The organism is Embleya sp. NBC_00888, from assembly GCF_045207655.1.
Classification (GTDB): Bacteria; Actinomycetota; Actinomycetes; order Streptomycetales; family Streptomycetaceae; genus Embleya.
Genome location: NZ_CP108784.1, coordinates 559,603 through 574,517 on the forward strand (window position 1 = coordinate 559,603; position 14,915 = coordinate 574,517).

Genomic DNA, 14,915 nt, shown 5'->3' on the forward strand with positions numbered 1-14,915 from the left:
TGCCATGCGTGTCGTTGCCGGCCGATATCAGCTCGAAAACCGCATCGGACGCGGCGGATCCGGACGGGTCTGGGTGGCCCACGACCGCGAGTCGCAGCGCCGGGTTGCAGTCAAGGCGCTCGGCCTGCCGGGGGACGCCGACGAGTTCCACCAGCAGCGGCTGATACAGGAGTTCGACATCGTCGCGGGGCTCACCCATCCCAACATCGTGCGAATGTTCGAAGCCGTCGAGGATGGCGACGACCTGTTCCTCGTCATGGAGTTCCTGGACGGCAGGTCGCTCGACCAAGTGTTGCGGCACGGGCGGCTGACCCATGGGGAGGCGTGCGGCATCGGCGCGCAGCTCTGCGCGGCGCTGAGCCAGGCACACGCGACCGGGGTGGTGCACCGGGACCTCAAGCCGAGCAACGTCATGCTCTGTGCCGACGGTCGTGTCGTGATCATGGATTTCGGCATCGCGAAGGACGTCAGCATGAACCGGCAACTCACCGCGAGCGGCGTCATGATCGGGACACCGCTGTACATGGCTCCCGAGATGATCCTCGGCACGCCGTTGAGCCCGTCGGCGGACCTCTACTCGCTCGGCTGTCTGATGTACGAAATGGTGGGCGGCGCCCTGCCGTTCCCGCCCAAGGGTCAGCTCATCTCGCTCGTCCTGGCCAAGGTGTCCGCGGACGCGCCGTCGCTGGGCACGGTGTCGGGCCCGGATGTGCCACCGGAACTCGTCGCACTCGTCGACCAGTTGCTCGCCCGCGACCCGCTGCATCGCACACTGAACGCGTCCCGCGTAGGGCTGCTGCTGGAGCAGTGGGGCGTACCGCCGACCCGCCTCGCGTCGATTGTGGCCGGCGTGCCCGACGACGGGCCGCCGCCGATGTCCGCGGACGCGGACGAGGACGAGGACGAGGACCAAGCGCTCACCGCCGATCGCACGTTCCGCGGCGCACACGGGCTCCCGATGGCCGCGCCCGAGGTACCGCAGGCCGTCACCAACAACATCATGCGGCCGTGGTGGCTCGCCGATCCGGAGGTGCAGGGCTGGGTGGCATCCGCGGCGGAGGCCCCCGCGGAGCGCACCTCCGAGCACTCCAAGACGTACCGGCGCGTCGCGGACCACACGCCGCGCGCGGCGACGCCCCCCGAGGGCTCGCGGCCCCCGGTGCGGCGGCACCGGTCGGCGCGGGTCGAGAGCCGCTTCCACGAGGCCGTCGCGCTCGCGCAGCGCGGCGAGCACGTCGCGGCTCTGCGGCTGCACGAGGACATCGCACACCTGCGCGCGGGCCTGCTCGGCAGCAGCCATCCGCTGACCCTGGCGAGCCGATACTGGGTGGCGTGGTGCCTCACCGAACTCGGCGAACTCCAGCGTTCGGACGAGCTGTTCCGGCGTGTGTCGGAACAGGCCGGCAACACTCCCGCGGTCCCGTCGGCCCCGCTCGGACCTCCATCCGCTCCCCCACCGGAACCCCCACCCGGCGGCTACCCGAAAAGGACCTCGTGAAGGACGCGAACGCGACGATGAAACTCGACATCAGCATCGAACACGCCGACCGCGAGGGCGAACTGCGGTCACTGAGAGCCTGGTTGGCGGCGGACGAGCTGCTCGTCGGGGCCGCTCCCGACCTGGCGTCGTCGCGCGCGACGCGGGAGGGGGAGATGGGCCCCGTCCTGGACATCCTGCAACTCGCCGTCGGCGGCACGATCGGCGCGGCGGACCTCGCGTTGGGCATCGCGACGTGGCGGCGCAGCCGCAGCGAGCCGCCAACCGTCGAGCTCACCCGGGGCGAGTTCGCGATCACGCTACGCGGGGGAACCGATGACGACATGCGAAGGCTGGTGATGTTCCTGGCGACCGGGGAGGGTCGCGACGAGAACGGAGGCGGCGACCGCGCCCACGACATCGCAGACCCAGGTCGCGACGAGGGCCACAGCGGCCATGACGGCCATGACGGCCATGACGGCGAAGGTAGCGGCGACGACGACAACGACGTGCGGGAACGCTAGGAGCCGCAGTGCAGGAACTGCCCGACCCCACGACTTCGCGCGCGGTGGTGATCGGCGCGGCGTCCTTCGCCTTCCTACCCGAACTGCCGGCGGTGGCCCGCAACGTGGATGGTATGCGCGCGGCGTTCTGCGATCCGAAACTCTGGGGCCTGGTAGCGGACTCGTGCCGGACCGTGCTGAACCCGGAGGACCCTGACGACGTCGTCGGCGCGGTCGCTGCCGCGGCCCGGGAAGCGCGCGACACGCTCGTCGTGTACTACGCGGGGCACGGCCTGCTCGATTCGGACAGCCCCGACCTGCATCTCGCGCTGCGGAGGTCGAAGGAGTTGATGGGCCACACCGCGCTGTCGTACCAGCACATCCGGCGGGCGGTGATGCGCAGCCCGGCCCGGCGCCGCGTGGTGATTCTGGACTGCTGCTACAGCGGACGTGTCGCAATGCCGCACATGAGCGGCGATCCCGACGACATCGCCCGGCACGCGATCGTCGAGGGTACGTACGTGCTCACGTCGTCCGCACGCGACCTCGCCTCGCTCGCTCCGGCGAACGAGCAGTACACCGCGTTCACCGGCGAGTTGCTGGAGTTGATCCGCGAGGGCATTCCGAACGGCCCGGACCTCATCAGCCTGGAGTTGCTGTACGAGCACCTCGACCGACGGCTGCGCGCTCGTGACCGGCCGGTGCCGCAGCGCTGTGGGCACAACACAGCCGGGCTGCTGCCGCTTGCGCGCAACCTCGCGCGGGCAATGCCGCCGCCCCAGCCGGCCGAGGTGACTGCGGCGGAGGTGGCGAACACGGCGTTCGAGGTGGGGGTGCGTCTGGCCACCGTGCTGCACGAGGTGGGCGCCAATCGCGAGGCGGTGCAGATTCTGGCGACACTGTGGGGCTCCCGCGACCCGGCGGCCGAACCCGAGAATCTGCGTCTGCATTTGGATCTGGCCGCGCTGCGGGCCGAGTTGGGGCAGGTGGCCGAGGCGATCGAGGTGTTGGAGGAGGCATTCTCGCACGCTGCGGTACGTCCGCGCCCTGGACTCGAGGTGGGCGGCGTGTGCCTGGCGCTGGCGCGGCTGCTGCGCGAGACGGGGGACTATCCACGAGCGTGCGACGTGCTGGAGTTCGCGGTGGAGATGCTGGGCGGGCCGCTCCCGGGAGCGCGCCCCGAGCCGGCGCCTGGACCTGCCGCGTCCGCGCCGGCACTCGTCTCCGAGCCGCCGTCCGGGTCGTCGCCGGGGACGACGCCGGAGTGGCTGTCCCAGGACTCGGCGACGTCGGTCGAGCACACGACCCCCCTCGGGGCGCGGCGGCCGGAGTTGCCCATTGCCTCCATCCCGCCGCCCCCGGGCCGCCTGATCTTCGGCCCGGGTGTACCGGAAGGGGCGACATGGTGCTGCCGACTCTGCGGGACGAACACCCCCATCGCCGCCGACTCCTGCACCGTCTGCGGTTCACCGGCACCCCCCGAGCATTCACCGGACGCGCCCTTGCCGGGCCGGTGAACCTCGCTACGCGAGCAGGGGCACAACTCGCCGGACGGGCCTCACTCGTCGACTGCGGGGTTCCCCGCACGCCTGGGCACACGCGAACCGTTCAAAGAGTTGATCGCCGGGGTCGAAGCAGCCCTCGACCCGAAACGCGGACCGGGCCGGGACACTCCCCCGCCTCGCCGCCTACCACCCGCCGGCGCACCGCCGGCCGGATCGGCAGCCCCCTCCCGCCTCATCCGCCAGGCCGCCATCACCGCCATCGACGACGGCACCGAACACATCACCAAAACCAACCTCGACCGGATCGCGCCCGGACCACCTCGCCGAAACCCACCACCGCCCCGCCACCCGACCACACACGCGGGCGGCAGACACACCCCTCCTTCGAAGCCATCCAAAACCCTGTGACCAGGACAAACACTGTCCGGGCCTTGGGACGGACGGGGTATGTGCGACAACACCCGAGCGTTCTCGACAAAACCGCGACACCCCCAGGCCAGACCCCCACAGCCCTCACCCAAACGGCGCCGAAAGGTTCTCACCCCACCTGCCTGCAACACCCCAACCCACAACTCCCATCACACCCCCGGAATCGCATTGGTGGAGTTGTGCGGGGTGCCCGGGTCGGGGGCCGGCCGTACAAGGGGCTCAGCGGCCGTCGGGTTCCGAGGGCTTTCGGGACGCTGCGGTGCGTGAGCGGCCGGCCGCGCCCTTGAGCGGGATCAGTGCCAGCCAGATCCACATGGCGTCCCCGCCGAGGGGCCACGCGAGCGGGATCGTCACCAGGAAGACCACGACCGTGACGGCGAGGTCGACGATCCAAGCCTTGGCGAGGGCGGGGCGAAGCGGCGTGCGGTCGCGTTCGGGATGGCGGGCCCGGAGCAGGACCAGGGCGATCTGGGTGAGGTCCATGGCTGCGATGGTGGCGGCGTAGATGGCGATCGCCGCCGGCATGGAGCCGTACTCGGACAGCAGCGAGGTCGGGAAGGGCACGAACGCGGTCACACCGAGCCCGGCCAGGGTGACCGCGGTGAACGGCAGGTCGACCGAGCGCATGCCCAGCAGGACGCGCCGGTGGTCGAGCCAGAAGGCCCCGATGATGAGGAAGCTGAGGGCGTACGCGGCGACTTTGGGCGGTAGTTCGCCCAGCGCGTGGCGGAACCCCGCGGCCCCCAGGTCCGGCGGGACCGAGATGTCGAGGACGAGCAGCGTCATCGCGATCGCGAAGACGCCGTCGGACAACGCGACAAGCCGTTCGGGACCGTGCTCGTCGCCGAATCCACCGGTCTGCGCCATGCGCCCGACCCTATGGCTCCCCGGTCGGCGGTTCCTGGCACACGCGCCGCGCGGTCGCCTGGTCGGCGCAGAGCGCGGCGGAGAGCGTCACCGAGCCGGGTGCCGTGGCCCCGGGCTTGTCGACGATCCACGTGAGCGCGCGGCGGCCCACCCCGCCGGCGGCTCGGGAGGACGCGTGTCCTCGCACAGGGCCGGGCTGCTCCTGCTCGAGGCCCTCGGTTTCGCCGATGGTCTCGTCGACGGCGTCTCTCACGTCGGGCCCGGATGCGGACCCGGTGGGCGGGGCGATGTTCGGCGAGGCCCAGGGTGGCGTACACGTGCATCACGGTGCGGCTCAAGGCGCGCATCGCGTGCGCGGCCGGTGCGTCTGCATGGCGATCCTGCCCCGCCGGCTGATCGGCGGGCTGCTCAACCGCATCGTGCCGGCGCAGGCGACGAGCGCGCTGCCGCTCGAACGGTACGACGGCGCGGTGCTGTTCCGGGAAGAGATGGGCAGCCAGGCACCGCACATCTGGAGCTACCTCCAGGTGCTGCGGCACAGCGGCATCCTCGACCGGATCTCCGGCATGGTCGTGGGTATTCCGTGCCACATCGGCGGACTCGGTGCGCCCGACGGGTCCCCGACCCTCCCCGAGATCGTCCTCGACGTCCTGGGCGACCGAGACATCCCCGTCCTTGGCAACGTCGGTTCGGACACGCCGGCCCGAACCTGCCGATGCCGGTCGGCATCCCGCGTGGGACGACGCGACGGCCTGTTCCTCTGCCGCGACGGCTTCCTCTGCCTCCGTACGCGCGTCGAGCGTCCGACAGCGCTGGGCAACACCCGCCACGCCCTCGGCCGCTGACACACCCGGCCATACGAAGGTGCGTGCAGGGCGTACGAACGATTCACGGGCGCGTGAGGGCGCCGACGCCGGGTGTGCCTCGCGCGCCCGTTCTGCGCGAACTCCCGGCCCGGGGCGCCCGGTCGGCACGTGGATCATGGGCTGTGTGTCGATGTCCGCGGCCGGCCGGGGGGAACGCCCGCGGCGTGGTGCTCCTCGTACGGTCCCCTCGTTCGGGCCGGCCCGGCGGTTGATGCGCGCCGTACCCGGGATCAGCCTTGTGGGAGGAGCGTGAAGCGTTTGGCGACGACCGGGGTGTCGTCGTCGACGGTGAAGTCGGGGTCGTCCATCGCCGCCCGCATCTCGGGGCCGTGCCAGAAGCTTTCGTGGTTGGCCCGCCATTGCGCGACCGAGGTGTCGCCCTCGCCCTCGTCACGGGCGTGCGGCCAGTCGACGTCGCCCAGCCGCAGCACGCGGACCTCGGTGACCTCGACGACGCCGACGCCGCGTCCGCGCGAGTCGACCACGGTGAATCTGTCACCGACCCGCGGGAGTTCCTCGCCCGCGTGCTCGTAGTCCGCGAGGATCCCGGTGGTGCTGGTCTTGGTCCCGTCGAGCACCGCGGCGACGAGCCGGTCGCGCAGCGGGCCCGGGAAGGCGAACTCCATGGGCGGGTACTCGAACTCGTCGATCATGCGCCCACGCTAGGCCCTCTCACACCGCGGCGGGCAACGGACACCACACTGGTACGCCGAAGCCGACCAGGGGATCGACGAACTCCCCAAGAAGTGGGACACCCCGCTGGACCGCTCCCACATGGGCAGGGTCGCCCTGTCCGGCGGACAGTGGCAACGCATCATCCTGGGCCGCGGCGTCCACCGCGACGCCGACCTGATCGTCGCCGACGACCGACATCCGCCCTCGACGCCCGAGCCGAGATCTCCGCGTTCGAACGAATCCGCACACTCGCCGACGACGGGCACACGATCATCCTCATCACTCACCGCCTCGACGGAGCACCGACGAGCCGGGTCGAACGCGCGCACGACCGAACAATAAACACCACCATTTGATCGACGGGCGAGAAACTCACTCGACTTTGTCGTGATGTCCGCGCGGAAGCCCGCTCGCGGATCAGTCCGGACATTCCACATTTCACCACCCTTCTGTTGACTGAGACCGTCTCGCCGCATACGGTCCCAGAGACCGAACCATATGACTTGTAGTCGCTGATATCGTTGGTCCACTTCCTTGATCGATACCCCGATCATCGTCTCGCACACCGGTAAATGATCTCGGAAGATCGACGAGAACGGGGAAGCGCGTGGAAGTTCAAATTCTCGGTCCGGTTCAGCTTTTCGCCGATAACGGAATCGTTCGTATCGGTTCTTCGAAACAGCGCAGCCTACTCGCTTTCCTGGCCTGCCATCGCGGGATCCCGGTGTCGATCGACCGGCTCGTCGATGCCCTCTGGGACACCTCTCCGCCGCGCAGTGCCGGGAAGAATATCCAGGTCTACGTATGGCACCTGCGCAAGCTGCTGGCGCGGGTCGGTGCCCCGGGGTGCCTGGTGCACGAGCCGTACGGGTACCGGATCTCGCTGCGCACCGGCGAACTGGATCTCTCGATGTTCGAGGAGACCCTGCACGCCGCCCGAGCGGCCCGCGCGCAGGGCGCCATCGAGCAGGCCGCCGATCTCTTCCGGGACGCGCTCGCGCGCTGGCGCGGTCGCGCGCTGGCGGACCTGCTCACGATGCCCGCCCTGAGCACCGAATCGGCCCACCTGGAGGAGGTTCGGCTGTCCACGATTCACGAGTGGCTCGACCTGGAGACGATTTTGGGCCACTACTCGACGGTAATAAAAATCTGCGCGGACGCGATTCGAGATCATCCTTTCCATGAATATCTGAGGGTGTATCAGATTCTGGCTCTACACCTTGCCGGGCGGCAAGCGGAAGCGCTGGCGGCTTATGATTCGATTCGAGTCCTTTTGGCCGAGGAGATGGGTCTGGAACCCGCACCCGCACTGCGCGGACTGCAGGCGCACATCCTTTCCGGCGAACTGATGACGATCGACGCCGTGAACGCGAGCCTGAAATTACACGGCGGCATCCCCACGGAACGATGTTCGGACAAGCCCGTGGTCGGGTGGGATTCACCCGGAATTCTCCTGCCGTCCCCCCTGCGCTATTCCCCCGACACTATTCGGACGGCTCCCTCGTAAGCGGCCCGGCCCGCAGTGCACAGGCGGCCGGAAAAACACTCGAGACGAGCGCCAGGAACGCGACGGCCGCCAGGATCCCCAGGACGAGCGGCGCAGGGGCCGAAGGCCACGGATCGTGCGTGGCCACCCGGCTGAACGCCGCCAGCGGCACTGCCACAACGGCCAGACCCAAGACGATGGCCAGGGCGCACAGCACAATCCATTCCAGGCCCACCATCCCCAGCAACTGTCCACGGGTCGCGCCGATCAGGCGCAGGAGCCCGAGTTCGCGAGCGCGGCCGGCGGCACCGATGAGCAACGCGGTCGCCGCCGCCGCGGCTGCGAAGGCGACCAGCGAACCGAACAGCAGGTACCGGCCTCGAGTGTCCAGGGCGGCCACCGCCTTCGCCCGGTGGGCCGCCTCGTCCCGATCCAGCGCGAGCACCGTCGGGAAGTCGCGCCGGAGTTCCCCCAGTCCGGCCCGGGCCGCGGCGCCGGCCGGGCCGGGCACGGTCGTCACCAAGACCTCCTGGTCCAACGCGTCGTCGAGATGGCGCGACGCGAGTTCGTGCGGGACCAGGAGGTCGGCGAAGCCGAGCGACCGCTCGAACTCCGCGACCACGCGCAGGGTCGCGGGTGCGCCGTCGGCGAAGACCACGTCCACCCGGTCGCCGACCCGCCACCCATGGGACCGGGCCCTGTCCCGGGAAACCGCGAGGGTGTCCCCGGCCAGGTCCGACAACGTTCCGCCGCGCACACCCGGATCCAGGGTCGCGACGAGCCCACCGGGGTCGAGGCCGCGCGTGGTGACTCGTTCGAGGATGTCACCCACCGGGCTGCCGCGACGGACCACCAGTTGCGTGTCGACCATCGGGGTGACGGCGGCGACCCCGGGCATCGCGCGCACCCGCTCGGCCACGACCGCGGGCATCCCCTGCGCGCCGTCGGCCACCAACACCCGATCGGCGAGCAGCCGTGCCCGGCTCTGCCGGATGCCCTCGTCCGCCAGGGTCCGACCGCTGAGCACGACCGCGCAGGCGAACGCCACGATCACCGCGAGGGGCACCACGATCGAGGACAGGGTGCGGGCGTCGCCGCGCAGCGACGTACGCGCGAGCCGTCCCGGAGAGCGGCCCACGCGGGCCGCGAACGCGCCGAGTACCCGCGCGCCCAGGCGGACCAGGACCGGGCCCAGCAGCGCGGCGGCGGTGAGCAGCACGCCGACCTGGGCGAACAGTTGAGGCACCGAGGGCTCCTGCGCGGACCTGGTGGTGCGCACCACCAGGGTCCCGCCCGCCGCGGCGACGAGCACCCCCGAACCGATCCGCGCGAGCGACATCCTTCCGGGCCGCACGACGGCCTCGCGCAGGGCCTGCGCCGGCTTGATCCGGCCGGCCCGGCGCGCCGCGAACAGCGCGGCGAGCTGCGTTCCGACCACGCCCAGGAGCAGTGCGGCGAGCACCGGCAACGGCCCGCGGACCACCGTCAGGCCGGTGGGCAGCACACCCACCCGGATGAACAGGTCCGCCACCGCCCCGCACCCGAGCAGGCCCACGAGCCCGCCCAGGGCCACCCCCACGACGGTGAGGATCAGGACCTCGCCCGCGATCATCCGGCGGATCTGCCCGGCCGTCGCGCCGACCGCGCGCAGCAACGCGATCTCCCGGCGGCGGCGGGTGACGGAGACGAGCAGCGGTCCGGTCACCACGAAGACGGCGAACAGGGCGGCGGCGGAACCGAACGACGCGGAGACGGCGAGCGCGAAATCGCGTCCCTCGACGGCCTCGCGGTGCTCCGCCTCGCCGATCCCGGCACCGCTGAGCACCCGGATGCCGGGCGAGCGCACCGCGGCGGTCACCTGGCGCGCCAACTCGGCCGTCGAGACGCCCCGGCGCGCCTGCACTCCGATCGCGAACGGATCGCCGTCGCCCGCGAGTTCGGCCGCCTCTCCGGACGCCAGGAAGACCGTTGCCGCCGCCGGCGGCCCGTCCGCGCCGGGTCGGTCGGCGATGCCGACGACGAGGTGCGCACGGGCACCGGCGGCGGTCAGCAACACGGTCCGGTCCCCCGGCCGCAGATCGGCGCGGGCGGCCAGGAAGCGTTCGACGACCAGTTCGCCCGGTTCCTGCGGCGGCCGTCCGGAGATCAGCGCGAAGGGGGTCAGCGGCGCGGCGGACCACGCGTGCCCCCGCGCCTCGGTGCCGTCGGGACCGTTCAGCGGCCGGCCCGACCGGTCGACGAGTTGCGCGTACACGGGCCGGTCCGCGAGCACCGCGCGGGCGCCGGGAACGGCGCGCACCCGGTCGAGGACTCCGGCCGGGATGCGACGTTCCCCACTCAGGACCACCTGCGCCTGCCGTCCGCCCGGCTGGGGCAGGCGCTGCCAGGGATCCCCGTCCACGACCACGTCGGCCGCGGCCAACCGCTCCGCCCGCGGCGCCCAGCGCAGGGCGGACTCGAACAGCACCCCCCACACGGTGGTCAACACGGCACACAGGACCACTCCGGTCAACGCGCCCAGCGATGCGGACACTCGGCCGCGAAGCGTCCGCCGGGCGATCCTCAACATCGAGCGCGTCGCCGTCAGTTCGCCGGATCGAGCTGGCTCGCCAGGAAGGCCAGCGTGTCGCCGCCGAGAGCGGCCAGCCGGCTCACCGCCCGGCTCCCGTGGCCGGCACCGGATTCGCGGCGCAGCAGAATCGGCCTGGTGGACGCGGTGGCGTGCTGCAACGCCGCGCACATCTTGCGGGCGTGGGCCGGATCCACCCGGGTGTCCCCCTCGAAGACGGCGAACAACACGGCCGGATACTCGGTGCCGTCGCGGACTCGATGATACGGGGAGTAATCGAGCAACCACCGGGCTTCTTCGGGATCGGTGACGGTGCCGTATTCCGCGCGCCACAGCCGGCCCAGCCCGAACCGCTCGTAGCGGGCCATGTCGAGCACCGGCCCCAGGCACACCACCGCCCGGAACAGGTCCGGTCGTTGGGTCAGCGCCGCCCCGACGAGCAGGCCGCCGTTCGAGCCGCCCACCGCGCCGATGCGCTCGCGAGTGGTCCAGCCGTGCTCGATCAGCCATTCGGCGGCGGCGTGGAAGTCGTCGAAGCTGTTCCGCTTGAACTCGCGCATGCCGGCCCGGTGCCAGGACTCACCCCGTTCGCCGCCACCGCGCACGGCCGCGACCGCGTACACCCCGCCGGCCTCGACCCACGCCAGCGCATCCGGCTGGTAGGTCGGCGCGAGACTGACGCCGAAACCGCCGTAGCCGGTGAGCAGGGTCGGGCGGGGCGTGGTGGGGCGGTCCGGATCGGTGACGGGGTGGTCCGGATCGCGGCCCGACGGCGCGACCACACACATGTCGACCTCGGTGCCGTCGCCGCTGCGGTAGCGCACCCGTCGGGCCTCGGCCCGAATACGGCCGGGCGGGACCGGGGTGCCACACGATCCGGTGTGCGGGTCGTAGCGCAGCACGCTCGGCGGGGTGAGCAGGTCGGTATAACCGATCCACGCCTCGTCGCCGCCCGGCACCACGGACACCCCGGTGACGGTACCCGCGCCCGGCAGTTGCACCTCGCGCACGTACGCCCCCGAATCGGTGCGATGCAGCGCGAGTTCGGCGACGGCGTGCCGGGTGCGCAGCACGAGCAGGCGGGCCCGGTCGAGCACCGCGAAGCCTGCCAGGACGGCATCCGGGTCCTCGGCGAGCAACTCGGTCCGGGTGCGCAGCGGATCGGCCGGGTCCGCCACGCACAGTCGGCGGCGCGGGGCATCCAGGTCGGTCAGCAGGTACAGCCGCCCGTCCGGCCCCACCTCCATGCGCGTCCTGCCCAGGCCCGGGGGAAGCACGGGACGCAGCAGGGGCCGCTCGGGCGGGGCCTCGGCCAGGTCGGCGAGCATCGGCTCGTCCGGGCGTCCGGGGCCGTCCGCGAGCACGACGACGAGCCACCGGCCGCTCGCGTCCAGGCGCACGTCGTACACCCGCCTGCGCTCGTCGCCGACGATCGGCCGGTCCCGGCCGGCGGGGTCGCCGAGCCGGTGCAACCACAGCCCGCGTTCGCTGCCGCGGGTGTGGTAGAAGGATCTCGCCCCGGGCAACCACGCGACCGGGGAGCGCCGGCAGCCCTCGATGCGGTCGTCGAGGAATCCCCCGCCGGCGGTGTCCAGGACGCGCAGCACGGACTCCTCGGTGCCGTCGACGGACAGTTGGCAGGCGACCAGCGTGCCGTCACGCGCGGGCTGCCACGCGTCGAGCGTGGTGCGGCCGGACGGGTCGAGCGCGGCCGGGTCGAGCAGGATCCGCTCCGGCTCCCCGGGGGCCGCCGTGCACAGCACCTCGTGCTCGGCTCCGGCGAAGTGCCGGATGCGAAAGCGGCGTCGGCCGCACCACACGGGCACCGTCGCGGTCGGCACCGCGTACAGCGCGCGCAGCCGATCGGTGAAACGATCGGGCCGAGCGCTTCGGTGGGCGGCGTAGAGCCGATCCTGCGCGGCGGACCAGATCCGGGTGACGTCGGCGGCGCCGTCCTCCAGCACGCGGTAGGGGTCGAGGACCCGCCGACCGTGGACGTGGTCCACCGTGTCGCTGCGCGGCGCCACGGGATAGGCCGGGCGACCCGGCGCCGTCGCCGGCCTCGACGCGGTCACAGCAGGGACGCCATGAAGCGCAGGATGGTGGGGAGGTCGGCCATCGCGCCGGGGCCGACCAGACCGGTGGCCACCGAGCGGCCCTCGCGCGTGGGGACCACGTAGTGGCCCTCCTCCGCCAACAGTTCGAGGTTGCGTTTGGCGGACGGCCGCGACAACACCGCCTCGGGGAACGATGGAGCGACCACGACCGGGCAGGTGCTGCCGGCGACGATGCTCAGCGCCAGGTTGTCGGGGATGCCGAGGGCACATTTGGCGACGAAGTTGGTGGTGGCCGGGGCGACCAGGATCAGGTCGGCCCAGGCCGCGAGTTCGCGATGCGGCGTGGTGCCGGTGCCAGCGCCGGTGAACCAGTCGGGACCCGCGACGGGGGTGCCGGCGCCCGCCGCGAGGGCCTCGCGGGAGACCAGCCGGGCCGCCGCATGGGTCAGGCAGGGTTGGATGGACCACCCGTACCACGCGCGCAGCAGCCCGGCCCAGCCCGGCAGGTCGACGACCGAGAACGCTCCGGTGCCGATCAGCAGGAGCCGCCCCCGAGCCAGCGGGATGTGCCGCGGTACCCCGGCCGGCGGCCCGGCGTGCGCCCGGTCGGCGGGGGTCGTCACACGATCACCTTCCGGAACTTGGGCGTCACCCACAGCGCGACGAGCACGATCAGCGCCCCGGTGACGGCGAAGCCGACGGGTACGGCGGTGGCGCCGAGGTTGCCGGTCATCGCGTGCCGGGCGCCTTCGACCGCGTAGTAGAGCGGGTCGGCGCGAGCGAGACCCGACAACCACCCTGGGGCCAACGAGATCGGCAACAGCAGTCCGCTGACCAGGGTCAGCGGCATGGTGAGCACGTTGACGGCGCCGGCCAGGGTGCTCTCCTCACGCAACACCAGGGCCAGACCGTAGGAGGTGGCGGCGCCCAGCACGCCGACCAGGAGCACCAGGACCAGTGTGAGTACCGTCCCGAGCGGATCGGACCGCAGCCCCATGGCGGCCCCGACGGCCAACAACACCAGGGCCTGGCCGAGCAGGAGCGTGGCATCGCGCAGGATCGCCCCGGTGAGCAGGGCGAACCGGCTGACCGGGGTTGCGGCCAGCCGCTCCAGCATCCCGCAGCGCAGGTTCGCCAGGAGTCCCAGGCCCATGAACATGCTGCCGAACAGGGCGACCATCATCAGCAGGCCGGGCACGAACAGCGAGAGCTGGTCGTCGTCCGTGGCCAGTCCGGGGCCGCGCAACGACCCGAGCAGCGGCCCGAACAGCACCAGCCACATCACGGGTTGGCTCAGGCCCAGGACGATCCAGGCCCGGTTGTTCATCGCCTCGTGCATGCCGAACCGGTACAGGGCGGCGGTGTCGCGCAGCAGCGCCCTCATCACACCTCCCGGGATTCGCCGACGACCGAACCGGCCGCGGCACTGTTCGCCGCGCCGCCCCCCTCGCCCGGCGCCCGTCCGGTGTGTCGCAGGAAGACGTCGTCCAGGCTGGGTTTGCCCAGCGCCACGCCCTCGATCGCCACCCCGGCCCGTTCCGCCGCCCGCAGCACCGCCGGCAGCGCGCGCTCACCGTCCTTGACGTACACCCGCAGTGTGCGTCCGTCCCCGCGAACCGACTGGACCAGTGGCAGCTCGGTCAACTCGGGCTCCAACGAGGGTGCCCCGTCCGGGAGTCGCAGGCGCAGTACGTCGGCCGAGAGCGAGCGCTTGAGCTCCCCCGGGGAGCCCTCCACAACGATCCGACCGCCGTCGATGATCGCGAGGCGGTCGCAGAGGTTGTCCACCTCCTCGAGGTAGTGCGTGGTGAGGAAGACCGTGGAGCCCTGCTCGCGCAGTTGCCGGATCTCCTCCCATAGGCTCGCCCGGGCCCTGGGATCCAGACCCAGGGTGGGCTCGTCCAGGAAGAGCAGTTGCGGTGCGTGGGTCAGGCCGACCGCCAGGGACAGTCGCCGGGCCTGACCACCGGAGAGCGTCGCCACCGGTCGATCGGCCAGGTCGGCGAGGTCGAAGCGGGCGAGCATCTCGTCCGCACGCACCCGGGCGGCGGACATCGGCAGGCCGAACAACCGGGCCTGGAGCACCAGGTTGGCGCGTACCCGGGTCATCGGGTTGAGCCCGCCGTGCTGGCCGACGTAGCCGATCCGGCGGCGGATCGATTCCGGTTCCTCGACCAGGTCGTGGCCGGCCACGACGGCGCTGCCGCCGTCGGGGGCCAACAGCGTGCTGAGCATCCGCACCGTGGTGGTCTTGCCCGCGCCGTTGGGGCCCAGGAAGCCGAAGATCTCGCCGGTGCGCACCGTGAGGTCGATGCCGCGCACCGCCTCGACCACGGCCGCGCCGGGTCGCGCCTTGCCGCCCCGGCCCGTTCGCCCGCCGCCGAAGCTCTTGCGCAATCCCGTCGTGCGGATGGCGGCGGAGCCGGCCGGGGCCTGGGCCTGCGGCCGCTCAATGGCCTGTCGGGTCACCGGACTTCTCCT

General features: G+C 71.9%; 13 protein-coding genes. 5 read left to right on the forward strand and 8 right to left on the reverse strand.

The genetic code is table 11. From position 1 onward, the window contains the following. The first annotated feature begins 4 nt into the window (after nucleotides 1-4). From OG948_RS02530 to OG948_RS02540, 3 genes are read left to right on the forward strand one after another with little or no spacing between them, the layout of a single operon-like run. A complete protein-coding gene (locus tag OG948_RS02530; protein WP_406293447.1) occupies nucleotides 5-1,498 on the forward strand; it encodes a protein kinase domain-containing protein in 1,494 nt (497 codons plus the stop codon). After that, entirely contained in the window at nucleotides 1,495-2,001 is a 507-nt protein-coding gene (locus tag OG948_RS02535) for a hypothetical protein (RefSeq protein ID WP_406293449.1), read from the forward strand. The genes OG948_RS02530 and OG948_RS02535 overlap by 4 nt, the downstream gene beginning before the upstream one ends. An 8-nt stretch (nucleotides 2,002-2,009) precedes the next feature. Further along, nucleotides 2,010-3,497: a caspase family protein gene (locus tag OG948_RS02540; RefSeq protein WP_406293451.1), complete on the forward strand. Its 1,488-nt coding sequence runs from the start codon at nucleotides 2,010-2,012 to the stop codon at nucleotides 3,495-3,497. Between the two features lie 636 nt (nucleotides 3,498-4,133). On the opposite strand, the gene OG948_RS02545 is transcribed toward OG948_RS02540, so the two are convergent. Next, entirely contained in the window at nucleotides 4,134-4,781 is a 648-nt protein-coding gene (locus OG948_RS02545; protein WP_406293452.1) for a TMEM175 family protein, read from the reverse strand. A 10-nt stretch (nucleotides 4,782-4,791) separates the two neighbouring features. After that, on the reverse strand, nucleotides 4,792-5,034 hold the full coding sequence (locus OG948_RS02550) for a hypothetical protein (RefSeq protein ID WP_406293453.1): 243 nt from the start codon (nucleotides 5,032-5,034) through the stop codon (nucleotides 4,792-4,794). A 118-nt stretch (nucleotides 5,035-5,152) separates the two neighbouring features. Between OG948_RS02550 and OG948_RS02555 the strand changes: the two genes are divergently transcribed. Further along, nucleotides 5,153-5,626, forward strand: a complete 474-nt coding sequence (locus OG948_RS02555; protein WP_406293455.1) for a hypothetical protein — start codon at nucleotides 5,153-5,155, stop codon at nucleotides 5,624-5,626. 251 nt (nucleotides 5,627-5,877) lie between these two features. Here the strand turns inward: OG948_RS02555 and OG948_RS02560 are convergent, their stop codons facing one another. Next, nucleotides 5,878-6,300 (reverse strand): ASCH domain-containing protein, encoded by a 423-nt coding sequence (locus tag OG948_RS02560; protein WP_406293457.1) that lies wholly within the window; start codon nucleotides 6,298-6,300, stop codon nucleotides 5,878-5,880. A gap of 629 nt (nucleotides 6,301-6,929) precedes the next feature. Here OG948_RS02560 and OG948_RS02565 point away from each other — a divergent pair. Next, a complete protein-coding gene (locus OG948_RS02565) occupies nucleotides 6,930-7,829 on the forward strand; it encodes a BTAD domain-containing putative transcriptional regulator (RefSeq protein ID WP_406293458.1) in 900 nt (299 codons plus the stop codon). Here the strand turns inward: OG948_RS02565 and OG948_RS02570 are convergent. From OG948_RS02570 to OG948_RS02590, 5 genes are read right to left on the reverse strand one after another with little or no spacing between them, the layout of a single operon-like run. Then, nucleotides 7,807-10,341, reverse strand: a complete 2,535-nt coding sequence (locus tag OG948_RS02570) for an FtsX-like permease family protein (RefSeq protein ID WP_406293459.1) — start codon at nucleotides 10,339-10,341, stop codon at nucleotides 7,807-7,809. The two genes, OG948_RS02565 and OG948_RS02570, sit on opposite strands and share 23 nt — an antisense overlap. A gap of 50 nt (nucleotides 10,342-10,391) precedes the next feature. Beyond that, complete coding sequence (locus tag OG948_RS02575; protein WP_406293460.1) at nucleotides 10,392-12,452, reverse strand: prolyl oligopeptidase family protein; 2,061 nt, start codon at nucleotides 12,450-12,452, stop codon at nucleotides 10,392-10,394. Beyond that, on the reverse strand, nucleotides 12,449-13,057 hold the full coding sequence (locus tag OG948_RS02580; protein ID WP_406293461.1) for a flavoprotein: 609 nt from the start codon (nucleotides 13,055-13,057) through the stop codon (nucleotides 12,449-12,451). The genes OG948_RS02575 and OG948_RS02580 overlap by 4 nt, the downstream gene beginning before the upstream one ends. Beyond that, nucleotides 13,054-13,818, reverse strand: a complete 765-nt coding sequence (locus OG948_RS02585; RefSeq protein ID WP_406293463.1) for an ABC transporter permease — start codon at nucleotides 13,816-13,818, stop codon at nucleotides 13,054-13,056. The genes OG948_RS02580 and OG948_RS02585 overlap by 4 nt, the downstream gene beginning before the upstream one ends. Continuing rightward, nucleotides 13,818-14,903 carry an ATP-binding cassette domain-containing protein gene (locus tag OG948_RS02590; RefSeq protein ID WP_406293465.1) on the reverse strand — a complete coding sequence of 362 codons (1,086 nt, stop codon included), beginning with the start codon at nucleotides 14,901-14,903 and terminating at the stop codon, nucleotides 13,818-13,820. The genes OG948_RS02585 and OG948_RS02590 overlap by 1 nt, the downstream gene beginning before the upstream one ends. Between the last annotated feature and the right edge of the window lie 12 nt (nucleotides 14,904-14,915).